The organism is Marinobacter sp. Hex_13, from assembly GCF_001566815.1.
GTDB lineage: Bacteria > Pseudomonadota > Gammaproteobacteria > Pseudomonadales > Oleiphilaceae > Marinobacter > Marinobacter salarius.
In genome coordinates this window covers 1-17,656 of record NZ_LSMM01000083.1, presented here as the reverse complement: position 1 = coordinate 17,656, position 17,656 = coordinate 1, and the positions used below count along the sequence as shown (strand labels likewise).

The 17,656-nt window shown below is 54.9% G+C and carries 15 protein-coding genes; all 15 read left to right on the top strand.

Going from position 1 to position 17,656, the window contains the following annotated elements; translation table 11 throughout:
• Positions 1-234 precede the first annotated feature (234 nt).
• Positions 235-1,233, top strand: coding sequence for a porin (locus AXW11_RS19190; RefSeq protein WP_286792600.1), 999 nt, complete (start codon positions 235-237; stop codon positions 1,231-1,233).
• A 382-nt stretch (positions 1,234-1,615) separates the two neighbouring features.
• Positions 1,616-2,074: an REP-associated tyrosine transposase gene (locus AXW11_RS19185; protein ID WP_353743722.1), complete on the top strand. Its 459-nt coding sequence runs from the start codon at positions 1,616-1,618 to the stop codon at positions 2,072-2,074.
• Between the two features lie 256 nt (positions 2,075-2,330).
• Entirely contained in the window at positions 2,331-4,580 is a 2,250-nt protein-coding gene (locus AXW11_RS19180; RefSeq protein ID WP_286792597.1) for a molybdopterin-dependent oxidoreductase, read from the top strand.
• A gap of 273 nt (positions 4,581-4,853) precedes the next feature.
• The gene (locus tag AXW11_RS19175; RefSeq protein WP_286792595.1) at positions 4,854-5,378 is read left to right on the top strand and encodes a lipocalin family protein; all 525 of its coding nucleotides are present in this window, start codon (positions 4,854-4,856) and stop codon (positions 5,376-5,378) included.
• Positions 5,379-5,647: 269 nt separating this feature from the next.
• Entirely contained in the window at positions 5,648-6,283 is a 636-nt protein-coding gene (locus tag AXW11_RS19170) for an SDR family oxidoreductase (protein ID WP_286792593.1), read from the top strand.
• Positions 6,284-6,796: 513 nt separating this feature from the next.
• Positions 6,797-8,569 (top strand): SLC13 family permease, encoded by a 1,773-nt coding sequence (locus tag AXW11_RS19165; protein WP_286792592.1) that lies wholly within the window; start codon positions 6,797-6,799, stop codon positions 8,567-8,569.
• Positions 8,570-8,605: 36 nt separating this feature from the next.
• Complete coding sequence (cysC, locus tag AXW11_RS19160; RefSeq protein ID WP_063508859.1) at positions 8,606-9,220, top strand: adenylyl-sulfate kinase; 615 nt, start codon at positions 8,606-8,608, stop codon at positions 9,218-9,220.
• Positions 9,221-9,265: 45 nt separating this feature from the next.
• On the top strand, positions 9,266-9,799 hold the full coding sequence (gene rfaH / locus AXW11_RS19155; protein WP_286792590.1) for a transcription/translation regulatory transformer protein RfaH: 534 nt from the start codon (positions 9,266-9,268) through the stop codon (positions 9,797-9,799).
• Between the two features lie 111 nt (positions 9,800-9,910).
• Positions 9,911-11,407, top strand: a complete 1,497-nt coding sequence (locus AXW11_RS19150) for a capsule assembly Wzi family protein (RefSeq protein WP_286792589.1) — start codon at positions 9,911-9,913, stop codon at positions 11,405-11,407.
• A gap of 140 nt (positions 11,408-11,547) precedes the next feature.
• Positions 11,548-12,684, top strand: coding sequence for a polysaccharide export protein (locus AXW11_RS19145; protein WP_286792588.1), 1,137 nt, complete (start codon positions 11,548-11,550; stop codon positions 12,682-12,684).
• Between the two features lie 140 nt (positions 12,685-12,824).
• Positions 12,825-13,265 (top strand): low molecular weight protein-tyrosine-phosphatase, encoded by a 441-nt coding sequence (locus AXW11_RS19140; protein ID WP_286792587.1) that lies wholly within the window; start codon positions 12,825-12,827, stop codon positions 13,263-13,265.
• A gap of 25 nt (positions 13,266-13,290) precedes the next feature.
• Positions 13,291-15,474: a polysaccharide biosynthesis tyrosine autokinase gene (locus AXW11_RS19135; RefSeq protein WP_286792586.1), complete on the top strand. Its 2,184-nt coding sequence runs from the start codon at positions 13,291-13,293 to the stop codon at positions 15,472-15,474.
• 28 nt (positions 15,475-15,502) lie between these two features.
• The gene (locus AXW11_RS19130) at positions 15,503-16,162 is read left to right on the top strand and encodes a sugar transferase (RefSeq protein ID WP_286792585.1); all 660 of its coding nucleotides are present in this window, start codon (positions 15,503-15,505) and stop codon (positions 16,160-16,162) included.
• Positions 16,163-16,186: 24 nt separating this feature from the next.
• The gene (locus AXW11_RS19125; protein ID WP_286792584.1) at positions 16,187-17,329 is read left to right on the top strand and encodes a lipopolysaccharide biosynthesis protein; all 1,143 of its coding nucleotides are present in this window, start codon (positions 16,187-16,189) and stop codon (positions 17,327-17,329) included.
• A gap of 31 nt (positions 17,330-17,360) precedes the next feature.
• On the top strand, positions 17,361-17,656 hold a 296-nt coding region (locus AXW11_RS19120), incomplete at its 3' end, for an acyltransferase family protein (RefSeq protein ID WP_286792582.1).

The window sequence follows — 17,656 nt, the reverse complement described above, 5'->3', positions numbered from 1 at the left end:
GTTCGTCCCCTGGAAGGGAACTCCTACTGTTACAACGGCTTGATAGAAAGCGCGTTGCTGTGTTCTCTGCCCAAAAGTTCCCGCTGAAATAAAAACTTCACATTAGAGCAACTTTTCCGTCACGCTAACTCCCCATACTGCGCCACCAAGCAGTAAACGATACCTCCGGTTCGGGGGGTCTCATTCACGCTGTTGCTTTGCATACAAATATTGCCTGATTGAAGGAGTGTTGGAATGAAGAAGAACTTGCTTGCGATCGCTGTGGGGGCCGCTGTTGCATTTCCTGGCCTGGCTCTGGCTGACGGTCCGACTGTATACGGTAAAGTGAACGTTTCCCTGGAAAACTCTGACGTTGACGACGGCACCACCAGCGAAGACACCTGGGAGCTGAACAGCAACGCATCCCGTCTGGGTGTGAAGGGTGATTTCGACCTGGACGTGGCTAACCTGAAAGCTATCTATCAGGCTGAATTCGAAATCAGCGTGGATGATGGCGACAAGAGCGGCCAGACTTTCACCCAGCGTAACATCTACGGTGGCCTGGAAGGTTCCTTCGGTACCATCAAAGCGGGTAAGTTTGACACCCCGACCAAGAAAGCACAGGGCAAAATCGACCAGTTCAACGATATCGGCGGCGATATCAAGAACGTACTGGCCGGTGAAAACCGTGTTTCCAACATCATCCAGTACAGCACTCCCAAGCTGGCCGACATGATCACCCTGAACCTGGCGTTCATCCCGGCTGAAGGTGACGACGTGGATGCGGATGGCGAAGCGGATACCGATATCGCTGACACCACCTCCATCTCTCTGGTTGCCGAGAAAGACATGTTCTACGGCGCCATCTCCCGCGATACCGACATGTCTGACGAGCTGATCGCTGACAGCACCGGCATCGAAAGCCTGGACATCACCCGTGTTGCCGCTGGCCTGAAGCCGGGTAACTTCGAGCTGGGCGCTCTGTACCAAATGGCTGAAGAAACTGAAGGCGAAGGCGAAGATACCTCCATCGTTGTCAGCGCAGCCATGAAGATCGACCGCGTAAAACTGAAAGCCCAGTACGGCATGACCGACGGCGATCAGTCTGACGAAGAAGTGACTCAGGTAAGCCTGGGCGCAGACTACAAACTGGCCAGCGCCAGCAAAGTCTATGTCTACGGTACCCAGCTTGAGTTCGACCTGGCTGACGAAGAAGAGACCATCATCGGCCTGGGCATGGAACACAAGTTCTAAATAAGAATAAGGCCGGCGGGGGCTTGCTCCCCCGGCCAAGCTTTTCCTCGACGCAAGTGACAGCTGCCCGCCTTATGGCGGGCTTTTTTTGTTTTGGCTGGCGACGAGTCGCCTCAAATCGTTCGCCATGCAAGCATAGCTCCTACAAAACAAACGCGAGGTCCGCTGTAGGAACGGAGCGTAGCGGAGTAACGCACGTAGTTCCGTGCGGCCCAAAGGGTGAGCGTAGCGAATAAACTATGCTTGCATGGCGAACCACCCCAATTCGTTTCAAACACGGTTCCGTCCTCGTATTTCGTAAACCTCGCAGATATCCCCAGTCCATAAAGTCCCATGCCTACAGATAAATAAGAGATTGCCGATACCGCGTTCCCGCTACGCCATGAAAACTGGCGGCATGACGACAATATTTCGGGGTGAAAATCTGCGTAAAGGTAGGTGCAGCCAGATAGGAAGAACCTATCTGGTTACCTGTGTGACTGCAGCAAGATCTCCTTTTTTTCTGAATCATCAAATAGCCCGCCACCTTTGCAGGGCAATTCACTATTCTGATCAGATAGCGGCCAGCCATACCTGGTGTTATGTGGTGATGCCAGACCACATGCATTGGTTATTTTCCCTGCAGGAAACCTATGCGTTGTCGCAGACGGTCAGAATGATCAAAAGCCGCGCCTCCAGGCTTGCCGGCATTCCTCTCTGGCAGAGAGGATTTCATGACCATGCGCTGCGTGCTGACAAGGACCTGCTGCCGACGGCGAGGTACATTATCGCCAACCCGCTTCGGGCCGGCCTGGTTGAGCGGGTAGGGGAGTACCCCTATTGGGATGCGGCCTGGCTGTAAGATATTAGCGGGTTATTGATGGTCGGGAATGGCGTCGGTTCGCCATGCAAGCATAGCTCCTACAACCGATCCTTCTGCATGCATGGCGAACTGGTTGTTACGCTTTTGACCTCTGGATAGGGTGGCAACCCATCAAACCGTCTGGCTGTGACGCTCCCCAATGGCACGGACCTTTTTTCCCGACAAGTCATGGCATCCTCTTTGCACGTCTGTTATCAAGAACCTTCCAAGCCAACGCGCCAGGACGAGGTCACGGATGAAACAGACGCATTACCACACCTGCAATCTCTGCGAAGCCATGTGTGGCATCGAGATCGAGCATCGCGGCGATGAGATTCTGGCCATCCGGGGAGACAAGGACGACCCGTTCAGCAGGGGCCATATCTGCCCCAAGGCCGTGGCCCTGCAGGACCTGCACCACGATCCGGACCGCCTGCGCCATCCGGTGAAACGCACCGCCGACGGCTGGGTGCCGATCAGCTGGGATGAGGCCCTGGACGAGACGGCCCGGCGCCTGCACAACATCCAGGAAGTGCATGGCAAGGATTCGGTGGCGCTGTACTTCGGCAACCCCACCGCCCATAACCATGGCGCGCTCTTTACCCTGTTGCCCTTCGTCAAGGCCCTGCGCAGCCGCCAGCGCTACAGCGCCACGTCCGCTGACCAGCTACCTCACCAACTGGCCACCTGGCAGCTATTCGGCCACCAGGCCCTGTTTCCCATCCCGGATGTGGACCGCACCGATTACTTCCTGATCATCGGCGGTAACCCGTTGGCCTCCAATGGTTCCATCATGACCGTGCCGGACGTGAAAGGGCGCCTCAAGGCCCTGCAGAAACGCGGGGGCAAGGTGGTGGTCGTCGATCCGCGCCGCACCGAGACCGCCAAAATGGCCGACGAGCACCATTTTGTCCGCCCCGGTACCGATGTGTACCTGTTGCTGGCCATTGCCCAGGTGTTGTTCGAGGAGCTGCTGGTGGCGCCCGGCAAGCTGGACCCCATACTCGATGGCAAAAAGGACCTGGCCCGCCTGGTGGTGAACTGGACACCGGAAAAAGTGGCCGAGACCGTGGGCATGACCGCGGGTGCCATTCGCAAGCTGGCCCGCGACATCGCCGCGGCACCCCGTGCGGCTATCTACTCCCGGGTGGGCGTCACCACCAGTGCCCACAGCACCCTCAGCGCCTGGCTGGTTTATCTTATCAACATCCTCACCGGCAACCTGGACCGGGAAGGCGGTGTCATGTTCACCAAGCCCGCCTTCGATATCGTGGCCCTGGGTGCCCTCAGCGGCGACACCGGCAGTTTCGATCGCTACCGCAGCCGGGTCCACGGATACCCGGAATTCGGTGGCGAATTCCCGGTGACCACCCTGGCCGATGAAATGCTCACCCCGGGCAAGGGGCAGGTGAAAGCCTTTGTGTCCCATGCCGGTAATCCGGTGTTGTCCTGCCCGGATGGCCGCAAGCTGGACAAGGCCCTGGGGCAACTGGATTTCATGGTCAGCATCGACTTCTACATCAACGAAACCACCCGCCACGCCGATATCATCCTGCCGCCCACCGGCCAGCTGGAGCATGCCCAGTTTGATCCCATCTTCCAGGCCGTGGCGGTGCGCAACGTGGTGAAGTTCACGCCACCGCTCGTGGCCAAGCCGGAAGGATCCCTCCACGACTGGGAAATCCTCAATGGTCTGACCACAAGGCTGAACCGCCTGCGCGCCCGGGACCGCAGAACCCGCCTGCAAATAACCGCCAGCGACCGTTTTGTGCGCAAGCTGGGTGACCGCGGCCTGGTGGACCTGGGCCTGCGACTGGGCCCATACGGTACCGCTGGCAAGGTGCTGGATGACTTGCGGCGGGACGGGCTGCATTCCTTGCCGACAGTGGCGTGGAAGGTGCTTAAAGGGCAGCGCAAGGGGCTTACCCTGAAAAAGCTGCTCGCCGAGCCCCACGGTATCGATCTCGGCCCGCTGGAGCCCATGCTTCCCGAGCGGCTGTATACCCGGGACCAGCGTATCAATCTGGTGCCGGCCCTTTATTTTCGTGCCCTGCAGGGCCTGCCTGCCCCCAGGCCGGTGGCGCCGGACCAGATGCTGATGATTGGCCGTCGCCACATCCGCAGCAACAACTCCTGGATGCACAACAGCCAGCGGCTGGTGAAAGGCAAGGGACGTTGTAACGTGATGATTCACCCGGAAGATGCCGAGCGGCTGGCCGTGGCCGACGGTGACGACCTGGTGGTCAGCACCCCGTCTGGCACCTTGACCCTGCCGGCCTGGGTTTGCGACGACATCATGCCCGGTGTCATCAGTGTGCCCCACGGCTGGGGGCACGACCGCGAAGGCGTGAAACTGGGCGTCGCCCGTCGGGTGGCGGGGCAGAGCGTCAACGACATTATCGGCAGCAACCGGGTCGAAGCCGTCACCGCCATGGCCCAGCTCAATGGCATCCCGGTAACCGTGGAGCCCGCCAAAGCCCCCAAGCGCCGGAAGAAGGCGGGGTAGTGCGTAAGCTTGAGCGTTGCAGGTGCGGCAAAACACATTGCGGCCAGGGGAGGTGATCACAGGCCCCCGTCAATGCTCTTAAGCCGCTGTAGTTGTAGGAGCTATGCTTGCATGGCGAACAACCCCGGCCCGGTTCGCCATGCAAGCATAGCTCCTACAGCATCCCCCTTCAGGTCATCGGCCATCCGGTGTCTCACCAGACCGCTCCCTCTAAAACGCATTCACCTCGCCTTGTCCCGGCTTGCGGCATGCTTTGAATAAAGGAGATCCCCAATGCGCCGCATCCTAATCATTGCGAGTCTGATCATGCTGCAAGCCTGCCAAACCCACCCGCAAGACCCGATTCAGATTGCCGATAATCTGAACCTGGACCGTTTCATGGGCGATTGGTACGTGATCGCCAACATCCCCACCTTGCCGGAAAAGGGCGCCTACAATGCGGTGGAAAACTACAAACGCATCGGCCCCAACAAGATCGCCACCACCTTCACCTTCCGCAAGGGCGGCTTTGACGGGGAATTCAAGCGGATGACCCCCACCGGCTTCGTCAGTGACGTGGATCCGGCCATCTGGGGCATGCGCTTTATCTGGCCTTTCAAGGCGGACTTCCGCGTGCTCTACGTGGACGAGGACTACCAGACCACCATCATTGGCCGCGAAAAACGGGATTACCTGTGGATCATGGCCCGCCAGCCACAGATCAGCGATACCACCTTCAGCAAGCTGAAGGACATCGCCCGCGACCGGGGCTACAACCTGGAGGAGCTGCAGGAAGTGCCACAGCAGTGGGATGAATAACCCGCCGAGGTGACTTGCCCTTCGCCTTGCGAGCAAGGCTCCAACGGTTGCGGTTGCGTTAGACCGAGCCCGAGCCGAGCATATCTCCCCGTTGGAGCTTTGCTCGCAAAGCGAATTGGCGGGTAACGGAGCGTACCGCCTGCTCTTCGTGTTGCCTTTCAGACTTTACTGGCAACCCCTTCCAATGGCTCCCGTTATCCCCCCCCCCTTGAAATCCGGTGCCAACCCACCATCACTGAACTACCAGTCATGACAAGGAAGGAGCCCCCATGAAAGTCCTGATCGCCGGTGCCAACGGTAAAATCGGCCGTCGCCTGATTCCTCATCTGGTGGCCGACAATATCGAGGTGCGGGCCATGGTCCGTGATCTCAGCCAGAAAGCCGACCTGGCGTTACTGGGTGCCCATGAAGTCGTGGAGGCAGATCTGGAGGGTGACTGCAGTGAGGCCCTGGAAGGCCAGGATGTGGTCATCTTCACCGCCGGTTCCGGCCCCCATACCGGCCCGGAGAAAACCATCGATGTGGACCAGAACGGTGCCATCAGCCTGATCGACCAGGCTAAAGCGCAAGGGGTAGAGCGGTTTATCATGGTCAGCTCCATGCGCGCGGATGACCCGGAATCCGGCCCGGAGAAGCTGCGCCATTACTTCGTTGCCAAGGGCAAGGCCGACGACCACCTGCGTGCCAGCGGGCTCAACTACACCATCGTCCGCCCGGGCCGGCTCACCGAGGAGCCGCCCCTGGAGAAAGTGGAAATTGCCGAAAAGTTAAAGGATTTTGGTGATATCTCCCGCGAAGATGTGGCGAAAGTCCTCTCGGAAACCACCCGCCGTGCGTTGCACAACAAGGAATTCGACGTTATTTCCGGCCCAACCCCTATTCGCGACGCCCTTGATGGCCTCTGAGCCAAAAAGCTCCGGCTGACCAATCGTAGGAGCCATGCTCGCATGGCGAACAGCTCCCCCCCCCCCTTTCGCCGTGCAAGCGTAGCTCCTACAGCTCGATATTCCGCCCCGGGTTAACGACCGAGCCCCGTTGGAACGAGCGAAGCGAATAATGTTGCCCACAAAGCGAATGCCCCGAAATCGTGCACATAATGCACTGTGACATATAAATGGGCATGCAGTGTTCACAGAATCCACGTCACCAAAATGTAAAGTTGGCTCCAAACTGTCATAATTCTGCTAAATTACTGCCCCAAACTGGGACCGCTGATGTGGGGCTGCCTGATAGTTTCCTGTTTTGTCCGCTAGCCTGCGAATGGGTATGGATCGTGCAAAGACGATCCGGTCTTTGATGCTTGGCCGGCAGGATTGTCTGGCAGGCTTCTGAATTCTTTTGCGCTTGGTGTTTCCGCTCCGTACAATCCCGCGCTCACAGGGAGTGTGGACTGGATCACATTTTGTCTAGGGATGATTATGACGCCGGATCTGGTGTTTACAGTCGCAGTGCTGCTCATGGTGCTGGCGGCCTTGGCCAGCAACAGGGTTCCGGCAGACGTGACCATGATGGCGGCGCTGACACTGTTGCTGCTTTTCGGTGTCATTAGCCCCTCTGAAGCACTGGAAGGCTTCGCCAACCCGGGCCTCATGACCATTGGTGCCCTCTATGTGGTAGCAGCGGCCCTGCGCGATACCGGTGCAATTTATTGGGTTGCCCACCGATTGCTTGGCTCCCCCAAGACCCTGCTCGCCAGCCAGTTGCGCATGCTGGCCCCGACATCCCTGCTCAGCGCTTTTCTGAATAACACCACCGTCGTGGCCATGATGATCCCGGCCGTTCAGGACTGGGCCCAACGTCTGCGCCTGTCACCGTCCAAATTCCTGTTGCCGCTCAGCTATGCGGCTATCCTCGGTGGCACCTGTACCCTGATTGGCACCAGCACCAACCTGGTCGTGGATGGCCTGGTTCAGTCCCACGGTATGGAAGGCTTTGGCATCTTCGACCTGGCCTGGGTCGGGGTGCCGTTGCTGCTGGTGGGCAGCCTCTACCTGATATTCCTGGGTCGCCACTTGCTGCCTGACCGTGAAGGTCTGGTCGAGCAGCTGGAAAACGCCCGCGAATATCACGTTGAAATGATTGTGCCGGAAAACAGCCCCTTGGCTGGCAAAACCATCCGCGAAGCCGGCTTGCGTAACCTCACCTATGGGTATCTGACTGAGATCCAGCGGGGCGACCGTTTGCTCACCGCCGTCGGTGCTGACACGGAGCTGGCCGACAACGACATCCTGGGTTTTATCGGCGCCCCTGAATGCGCCCGTGAACTGCAGCGCATCAATGGCCTGATGCCGGCCCACGGCGCCGCCCACAAGCTCGCCCTCAATAATCACCAGCGTTGCCTGGTGGAAGTCGTGCTGGGGCCGGACTTCCCCGCGCTGGGCAAAACCGTGCGGGAATCGGCTTTCCGAACCCGCTATCAGGCAGCCATTCTCAGTATCAGCCGCAACGGCAAACGCTTGAGCGGCAAGGTCGGCGACATCCTGCTGAAAACCGGCGACACCTTGCTTCTGGAGACAGGCAAGTCCTTTGTCTCCCAGTATCAATACCGCCGCGACTTCATGCTGGTCAGCCCGCTTCAGGATTCCTCGCCGCCGGATTTCCGCAAGGCGCCGCTGGCGATTCTGGCGTTGGTTGGCATGTTGCTGACTAACGCCTTCGGCTTGCTTTCCACTCTGGAAGCCGCCATGGTTGCCGCCGGTTTTCTGCTGGGCACACGCTGTGTCACCGCCAACCGGGCCAGGATGACCGTCAGCGTGAATATGTCCGTGCTGATTGTGATTGGCGCTTCTTTTGCAGTGGGTGTAGCGGTGGAGCAAAGCGGCACCGCCGCCTGGATTGTGGACAGTGTGTTCTTGTCCGGCAATCTGAGCCCCTGGACCGCGTTGATTCTGGTTTACTTGATCACCGCATTATTCACCGAACTGATTACCAACAACGCCGCCGCGGTGCTGATCTTCCCGGTGGCGCTGGAAGTGGCAGAGAAATTCGGCGTCAGCCCGCTACCGTTCATCGTGGCGGTCATGTTCGCCGCCTCTGCCAGCTTCATGACCCCCCTGGGGTACCAGACCAACCTGATGGTCATGGGCCCGGGGGGGTACAAGTATGTGGATTACCTGAAAGTCGGACTGCCAATGAGCTTGATAGTCGGCGCAGTAAGCCTGCTGCTCATTCCGCTGTTCTGGCCGTTTTAACCGACCGGGCGAACCGGTAAAGCAAGAGGAAAGACCATGAGTACCCCTTACCAGGAGCGCGACAACGAGTCCAAAGCCCATGTGGTATGGCACCAGACCCACATCAGCAAACAGGATCGTGCAGCACAGAAACAACAGAAGCCTGTCTGCATCTGGCTGACCGGCCTGTCAGGCGCTGGCAAGTCCACCATCGCCAACGCTCTGGAAGTGGCCCTCACCGAGCAAGGCAAGCACACCTACCTGCTGGATGGCGACAATGTGCGCCACGGCCTGAACAAGAATCTGGGCATGAGCGATGACGACCGCGCCGAAAACATCCGCCGTGTGTCCGAAGTGGCCAAACTGATGGTGGATGCAGGCCTGATCGTTGTCACCGCCTTTATCAGCCCCTTCCGCGCCGACCGTGATGCGGCCCGCGCCCTGTTTGAAGACGGCGAGTTCGTAGAAATCTTTGTCCACGCGCCCCTGGAAGAGTGCGAAAAGCGCGACCCCAAAGGCCTGTACAAGAAAGCCCGTGCTGGCGAAATCAAGGAATTTACCGGTATCGACAGCCCTTACGAGGCGCCGGAAAAACCGGAAATGGTCATCAATACCGCAGAAAACGATATTGAGGCCTGCGTTCGCGAAATCATGGCCCAATTGGCTATCTGAGTCTGACGTCGGCAATGCAATTCAACGGGAATGTTGAGAGGTAACATGCAGCCAGGGAACGCGGAAAGCCGAGATCAATCAGCCCCGGCCCCTGGCTGGTATGTGATCCAGTGTAAGCCCGGCCAGAACGAGCGGGCTTACCAGAACCTGATCAACCAGGGCTATCACTGTTTCTCCCCGCAATTGACGGTGGAGAAAGTGGTGGCCGGACGCCGTGCCACCCGGGTTGAGCCGCTGTTCCCCGGGTACCTGTTTATCCAGTTGCAAGAAGGTGTCGAAGACTGGGGTGCCATTCGCTCTACCCGGGGCGTGCTGCGCCTGGTGCGTTTCGGCATGAAGCCGATACCGGTACCCAACGACGTCATTCATAGTCTGATGCAGCGCAGCGTAGAGGCCGGCCAGTCACCCGCACCGGCCTTCGCAAGAGGCCAGGCGGTCAGAATCGCCCACGGACCTTTCGCCGATCTCCATGCCGTGTTTGAAGGGTTCCGGGGAGAAGAGCGGGCCGTGGTGCTCTTGAACCTCCTGGAAAAACACCACCGCCTGACTCTGAACATCAGCGAACTTTGCCCGGCCTGAGCCGGGCGAAATGCTTGTAAAAACTTGTATTGCGCGGCTGTGGCCGCAATGTGCCGGTGATACCGTCACGAAACTGTAAGCCGGGGTTGGCCCGGTAGAGGTAGCAAAAAAATGGCAGTGAACAAAGCCAGAAAGCGCTGGATTTGGGTCAGCGGGGCGGTAGCGTGTCTGATGGCACCGGCCCTGTTTGCGGCCCCCTGGATCGAGACAGGCGATAACCGCAGCCGCCACGCCGTGCAATGGTTGGTAGATCGCGGCGAGCTGAATGTGCCGGTCACCACCTGGCCGGTCATGTGGGCGGGCATCGCCGGTCAGGAACTGGGCTCATCGCAGGAAGCGGCCTATCTGAACATGGAAGCCCGCCAGACCTTGATGCGCGGTGGCGAAGTCCGCATGGGCCTGTTCGCAGGCAATGCCCCGCAGGTATTCCGAGGCTATGGCGCCAGTCCACGGGAAGACACCACTGCCGAAGTGGAAGCGGAAATGGTGGGTAACCGATTCGCCGCAGGCATCACCGCTGCCTGGACCCCTGACCCGGAATTCGACGACAAGGAAGCCCGCTTCGATGGCAGCTACCTGGCCGCAAACCTGGGCAACTGGGTCGGCGGTGCCGGCATGATCGACCGCTGGTGGGGGCCGGGTTGGCAATCCAGCCTGATTCTTTCCAATAACGCGCGCCCCGTGCCCAGTGCATGGCTGTCTCGAAAGAATCCCAAAGCCTTCGACAGCCCCTGGCTAAGCTGGATCGGCCCCTGGCAATTCGTCGCCTTTGCCGGCCAACTGGAAGAAGAGCGAACCATCCCCAATGCCAAGCTGCTGGGGGCCCGCCTGAGCTTCCGCCCGGTGAAAGGCCTGGAGCTGGGCCTGAGCCGCACCGCCCAATGGGGCGGCGATGGTCGCCCACAATCGTTCGATTCTTTCGTGGATCTGGTCCTGGGCAAGGACAATCGGGGTAGCAGCGGCATCAGCGAAGAAAATGAGCCTGGCAACCAGCTTGGCAGCGTCGACCTGCGCTATGGCTTTGGGGTTGGCAAGGAGACCATGGCCCTTTATGCCCAGGGCATGGGTGAAGACGAAGCCGGTGGTTTGCCGTCCCGCTGGGTGGTCCTCGCCGGACTGGAATGGACCACGGGGCTGCTGCAAGGGAGGCAGCGCTGGTTTATAGAAGGTTCGGAAACCACAGCTGGGAAGATAGGCGGGGACGAACTCCCTAGCTACACCTACGAGCATGGTATATACGACACGGGCTACCGCTATCGTGGTCGTGTTTTGGCCGCCAGCCCCGGGAACGATACGCGAATGTTCACCCTGGGTTTGTTCCATTATTTCCCCAATGGTCACGAGCTGGAGTTGACGGTTTCTGACATCAATCAGAATCAGGATGGTTCTATTGCCAATAAACCTGTAGCTAAAGGAATTAACTCAGCAATTGACCGCCCCAATTTCAACCGCCGCTTTACCTATGGCACCTTCGCTTACCGGTTTCCGGTGGGTAAAGGCTCACGCCTGTCATTACAAGGCTGGGTGTCCGGCGGTGACAAGCTGCCCACCGGCGAAGACGACAGCGATAAATTCGGCGCCCTGGCAGGCTGGGAGTACCGTTTCTGATGCAGGCGATAACGCACATCAACAACACTCCAGCCGCCGTTGGAGCCTTGCCCGCAAGGCGAATGCCCTCAACGTCGCCATCAGCGCCAGCCCGCCATGGCACCCGCGCTACAGACAAACCAAGAAAGAGCAAAAACAGAATGAAACTGCTACTTACCTTGCTAACTGCCACTTTCCTGACAGGCTGCGCCCTGGCTCCAGGCTCCCACATCAACGGCAACAACAACCGCTGGTATGCCGGCGAACAGGAAGACGCCGAGCCGGAAACCGATTGGCAGGAGCAGGTCAGTATCGAAGCCATCACCCCATCCTTGCTGGGGCGGCTGGCGGAGCCCAAACCGTTGCCCAAGGTAGAATCTGACGAGCTCAAAACTGCCATGCAGGACTATGACTATTACATCGGCATCGGCGATGTACTGAATGTCACTGTCTGGGACCATCCGGAACTGACCATTCCCCAGGGGTCAGAGCGGGCACCGGCGGAGTCGGGCAACTGGGTGCATAGTGACGGCACCATTTTTTATCCCTACGTAGGGAAAATCGAAGTGGCCGGGCTGGATGTGACCGCCGTGCGCGAGAAAATCACCAAAGCACTGGATGCCTACATCCAGCAACCACAGGTAGACGTTACCGTGGCCGCCTTCCGTTCCAAGCGTTCCTACATCACCGGGGCGGTCAATAAACCCGGGCCGGTACCCATTACCAACATCCCTCTCACCCTGCTGGATGCCATCAACAAGGCCGGCGGCCTGGCAGAGCTGGCCGATTGGGAAAACGTGGTGCTTACCCGCGACGGTCAGGAAACCCTGTATTCCCTCAAGCGCCTCTATCAACAAGGGGATCTGACCCAGAACACCCTGCTGCGCGATGGCGATGTGATTCACGTTAACCGCAGCGACGACCAGAAAGTGTTCGTGCTCGGCGAGGTGGTGGAAGCCCAGCCAGTGCCCATCCAGCGTAGCCAGATGACCCTGGCAGAAGCGCTAAGCACCGCCGGGGGGCTGAACGAACTGCAAGCCGACGCTTCCGGCGTGTTCGTCATGCGCCGGGCCCCGGCAGGCTCCGATCTGGTCGCCAACGTCTATCAACTGGACGCCTCCAATGCCATGGCCCTGGTATTGGCAGACCAGTTCCCGCTGCAATCCCGAGACATCGTCTATGTGACCGCCGCCCCGGTAGCCCGTTGGAACCGCCTGATCCTGCAGCTGCTGCCCACGATCCAGGGCCTGCGCAATATCTCTGAAATCGAGTCCAAGAGCTTCCGGACCAATGATTAAGACCAGACCGCTAAACGCCGCTCTCTTTACTGTGGGAAGCGATGCTCGCATCGCGAATACCCCCGCAGGCGCATCGTCATTCCAGAACCCGGCAAACAGGGAAGCGTGTCGGTGCAGCCAGAATAGGGGAGGGCAGGAAAATGTTTAACAAGATCCTCGTGGTATGCGTCGGCAACATCTGCCGCAGCCCCACCGCAGAGGTACTGCTAAAGCATCGTTTGCAGGAAAACGGTAAAGAGATCGCTGTTGATTCTGCCGGCCTGGGAGCTCTGGTCGGCAAGGATATCGAGCCCACCGCCCGGCAGGTACTGGTGGAAAACGGTATCGAGCCTAACCGGCACAGCGCAAAACAAATCAACATAGACATGATCGCCCAGGCCGACCTGGTTCTGGCCATGGAGCAGGCACATCTCCAGCACCTCAACGAAATAGCCCCCCAAGCGCGGGGCAAAACCTTCCTGCTGGGAAAATGGCTGGATAACAAGGAAATTCCCGACCCCTACCGCCAGCAAAAACCGGCGTTCGACCACGCCTACACGCTGATCGACCAAAGCATAGCCGCATGGCTGAAGTACCTGTGAGGCCCGGATGGAAAACAATACACCCATGACACACCAAGAACAGAATAACGACGAGATCGATGTGCTGGCGCTAGCGGGAACCCTGTGGGATGGACGCTGGTTGATTCTGGGCGTCACCATTATGGCAACTATGCTGGGTGTTATTTACGCCTTGATGGCCGAACCCGTCTACCGGGCAGATGCCATGGTGCAGGTGGAGCAGAAAAGCGGTGGCCTGCCAGGAATGTCTGAAATTAGCGAGATGTTTGGTAGTGAATCCGCAGCAGTCACCGAAATTGAGTTAATTAGGTCCCGGGCGGTCATGGGTGACACCGTTGATAGTCTGAATTTAGATGTCGAGATTGAACCTGTACAAGTACCAGTCATTGGTAACTTCCTTTCACGCCATGCTTCTTACGGTTCCGATGGTCTGGCTGAGCCCTGGTGGTCCAGCCACTATGCCTGGGGTGGTGAAAAGTTAAATATCACTCGCTTTGAGGTACCGAGGACGACCTATGGAGATGAATACACCTTGCAAGTCACGGACAAAGGGTGGGTGCTCTATAGTGACAATGGAAATGAAGTCCTAAGTGGAGTGGCGGGGGAGCTGGCGGATAATGGTAGCTACAGCTTGTTTGTACAGACAATTAAGGCCCGTCCGAAAACTCACTTTAAAGTGATCAAGAAAGACCGCCTGTCAAAAATTCTAGAGCTTCAGAAAAGTGTCGGAGCCAGCGAAAAAGGTAAGGACTCGGGTATTATTATGTTGAGTTATTCCGACCCTAGTCCCGCGAAAGCTAAAGCTGTGCTGGACCACATTACGCAAACATATGTGCGCAACAACGTGGAGCGAAATAGCGCAGAAGCCTCAAGTTCTCTGGAATACCTCAAAGAACGACTACCAGATGTACGAAAAGACCTGGAAGAGGCTGAAGCCAAGCTCAATCAATACCAAGTCGAAGCAGAATCCGTGAATGTAACAGCTGAAGCTCAGGCGGTGCTCGATCAGATTGTAGAGCTTGAAAAAAACATCTCTACCCTTCAACTGCAAAAAGCCGAGATTGAGCGAAAATTCACCAGGAGTCACCCTAATTACAAGGCCTGGCAGGCCCAAATGGCTGAGCTGCAAGAACGAAGAAAAGAGCTGAATAACCGAATCAGTAAGCTACCAATTACTCAACAAAAAGTAGTAAGGCTTACCCGCGATGTGAAAGTGGGAAACGAGATTTATTTGCAGATGTTGGCCAATATCCAAGAGTTAGATATTGTGCGTGCGGGTACAGTTGGCAATGTTCGTGTAGTTGATGATGCTGCTGTAAATATTTCCGAACCAGTAAAACCGAAAAAAATACTGCTTATTTCTGTATGTATTTTTTTAGGAACTGTTCTTTCTGCTGGAGTGATTTTGCTTAGGGCAATCTTTAACAGAGGGGTGGAAAGTGCGGAGCAAATTGAAAGCCTAGGGATACCAGTTTACGCCACCGTGCCGCTATCCCAGGAACAAAGCAAATTGAATTTGCTACTGAGAAAAAGCCAGGTCGAGCTCAATAAAGATATTCATCTGCTGGCACATGATAATCCTGCCGATCTTGCCATCGAAGCCTTACGGGGGCTTCGTACCAGTCTACATTTTGCCATGATGGATGCTGCTAATAATATCCTAATGTTCTCAGGGCCTAGCCCAAACGTTGGGAAGTCATTTGTGTCAGCTAACTTTGCCGCAGTTTTTGCTCAGTCGGGTAAGCGAGTTCTGGTAGTGGATGGAGATCTGCGTCGTGGAGCCATGCATGAACAGTTTAACATGAGTAATAACAATGGCCTTTCAGAAGTTCTAAGTCGTCAGGCAGATTTAAAGGATGTGGTCACAGAAACGAAAGTTAATGGACTGTATTTCATCAGTCGAGGGTCTGCACCACCGAACCCTTCAGAGCTTTTGATGTCATCAGGCTTTGAAAGTTTTATTGATTCAGTAAAGTCAGACTTTGACCTGATCATTATCGATACCCCGCCTATCTTAGCCGTCACTGATGCCGCTGTGATTGGTCGGCATGCTGGCACAAGCATGATGGTAGTTCGATTTGATATGAATCCGGCCAAAGAAATCGAATTAACCAAGAGTCGATTCGAACAGAATGGTGTTTTGATTAAAGGGGCGGTATTTAATGCTGTTGAGAAAAAGGCTCGTACGATTAATTATGGCTATTACAACTATGATTATCGAAGTAATTAAAGCGAAAGATTTAAACTAGGGGAAAAAAATGGACTTTGAAAGTTCTCTGCCAACAAATAATCTTCCATTGAATAATATGGTGAGACGTTTTTTAAAACGAGGCTTCGATATAGTAGGCTCAAGCGTTTTACTTATTATTCTGGCGCCGGCGATGTTTCTGATCTACATTTTGATTAGGAAAGATGGCCCCCAAGTAATTTTTAGCCATCAGCGAGTTGGTGAGCGAGGTCAGCTATTCGGGTGTCTGAAGTTTAGGACAATGGTTGTCAATGCCCAAGAAGTATTGGCTGAACTGTTGGAAAACGATGAGGCAGCAAGAAAAGAGTGGGAAAAAGATTTCAAGCTCAAATTCGATCCGCGTATTACCAAAATTGGAGCCTTTCTTCGTAAAACATCATTAGATGAACTGCCACAGTTATTCAATGTACTTAAGGGGGAAATGAGTTTGGTCGGCCCCCGTCCTGTGATAAATGAAGAAATGAAAAGATATGGTTCTAACGCAGGTTACTATCTCTCTGTTCGTCCTGGAATGACAGGCTTGTGGCAAGTTAGCGGTAGGAACGACGTTTCATACAGCGAGAGAGTGAATCTTGATATTGAATATGTAACTAAATGGTCATTTTGGGGAGACGTAAAAATATTAGCTATGACAGTAGGGGTTGTTTTAAACAAGGAAGGCTCTTACTAAAAAATGATATTCAGACAGATATTCATGGCCTTAGGAATGAAAGTGATAGGAGAGCTTTTGTTCTCAGGTGGGCTGATTTTTGCAGCTAAATTTTTGACCAGCGAAGATAACGGATATTTACAAGTGTCTGTTTCGGCGGCCATGTTGATGGCTCCTCTTGCTGTGATGGGATTGGGGAACCACATAATAAAAGCCAACCCATCTGCAACTGATTTGGGACAGTTATTAGTAAATTCATTCTTTTTGGTTTTCTGCATTTCGGTGCCTTTATCAGTTATTTCTTTATACTTTTTGGGGCAGCTTGATTTTCTTTCTCTTTTGGGTTTGGCTTTTCTTTGGGGAAGCATGATTTTGATGAGAGATGTTTTTAGGGCAAGAGGGGAAGGATTTTACTCTGACCTAGGCTTTCAATTGGTGAAGGGGTTTGGGGTCTGGGGTGTGATATATATAGCAGTTTTTACCGAAGTGGCTGTTGTTTTCTTGGTCTTGGCTCTTTTGGCGATAATCATTATTCTGGACATTTTTGTATTAAGGTTTATAAAAAAAGTCAGTCTTTCTGGGGCGGTTAACTTTAATGAAGCTATAAAATTGATGAAAGATGCGGGTTCTTTGGGGGCTGCAGGGGCAGCAAAGTTAGCGCTAGATAGAGTTGATATAATAATAGTGGCATCACTAAGTTCTATATCTCAAGCAGGTGCATATGCTGTGATATCTCGAATATCGAACGTTCCTGCAATTGCTATCGAGCCCATACGAAATGTTCTGAGACCATATTTTGCCAGTACTTCAAAAGAAAAGGCACTAAAGTATCGTGATTTGGCGACTTTTTCAGGGTTTGTGATTAGTGCTTTGTTCGTATTTGCCGTTTATTTTGGAGGACAGCATGCTCTCAGCTATCTAGAGATTGATGAGCACAATTTGTATTGGCCGTTGCTTGTACTGGTAGTATCAAAGTCAATTGCCAATATTTTTAGCATATCAGGATCTCTGTTGGTTATGCGAGGAAAAGAAAAATCCTTTATGTGGGTGATGGTTGCATCGCTTGTTTCATTGCTCATTTTGAACAGCATTTTCGTTGAAACTATTCAAGGCTTTGTGGTTCTGTATTCGTCGATAATTGCGATATCTGGATTCTGTGTCTTCTTTGTATCAAGACGTGTTGAATAACATCTCAATGTTAAATGTTTAGAGATTTAAAATGGAAAATAGAGTGGCAAATGTTTTAGAAGCAGTTCGAGGGTTGGCTGCGCTATTGGTGATTGTGCAACATACCACAAATTTCAAAAACACCCATCTTGGATATTATCTTGATATAGGGAAATTCGGGGTGGTTATCTTTTTTTGTATATCGGGATATTTGATGATTGCTTCAGCCAGAAAAAAAAGTCCTGGCGAATTCTTGGTGTCTAGGTTCTTTCGGCTTTACCCTATGTATTGGGTTTCAATTTTCCTTGGAATAATAGTGCTAGGTTTTGATAGTTTGGCTCAGATATT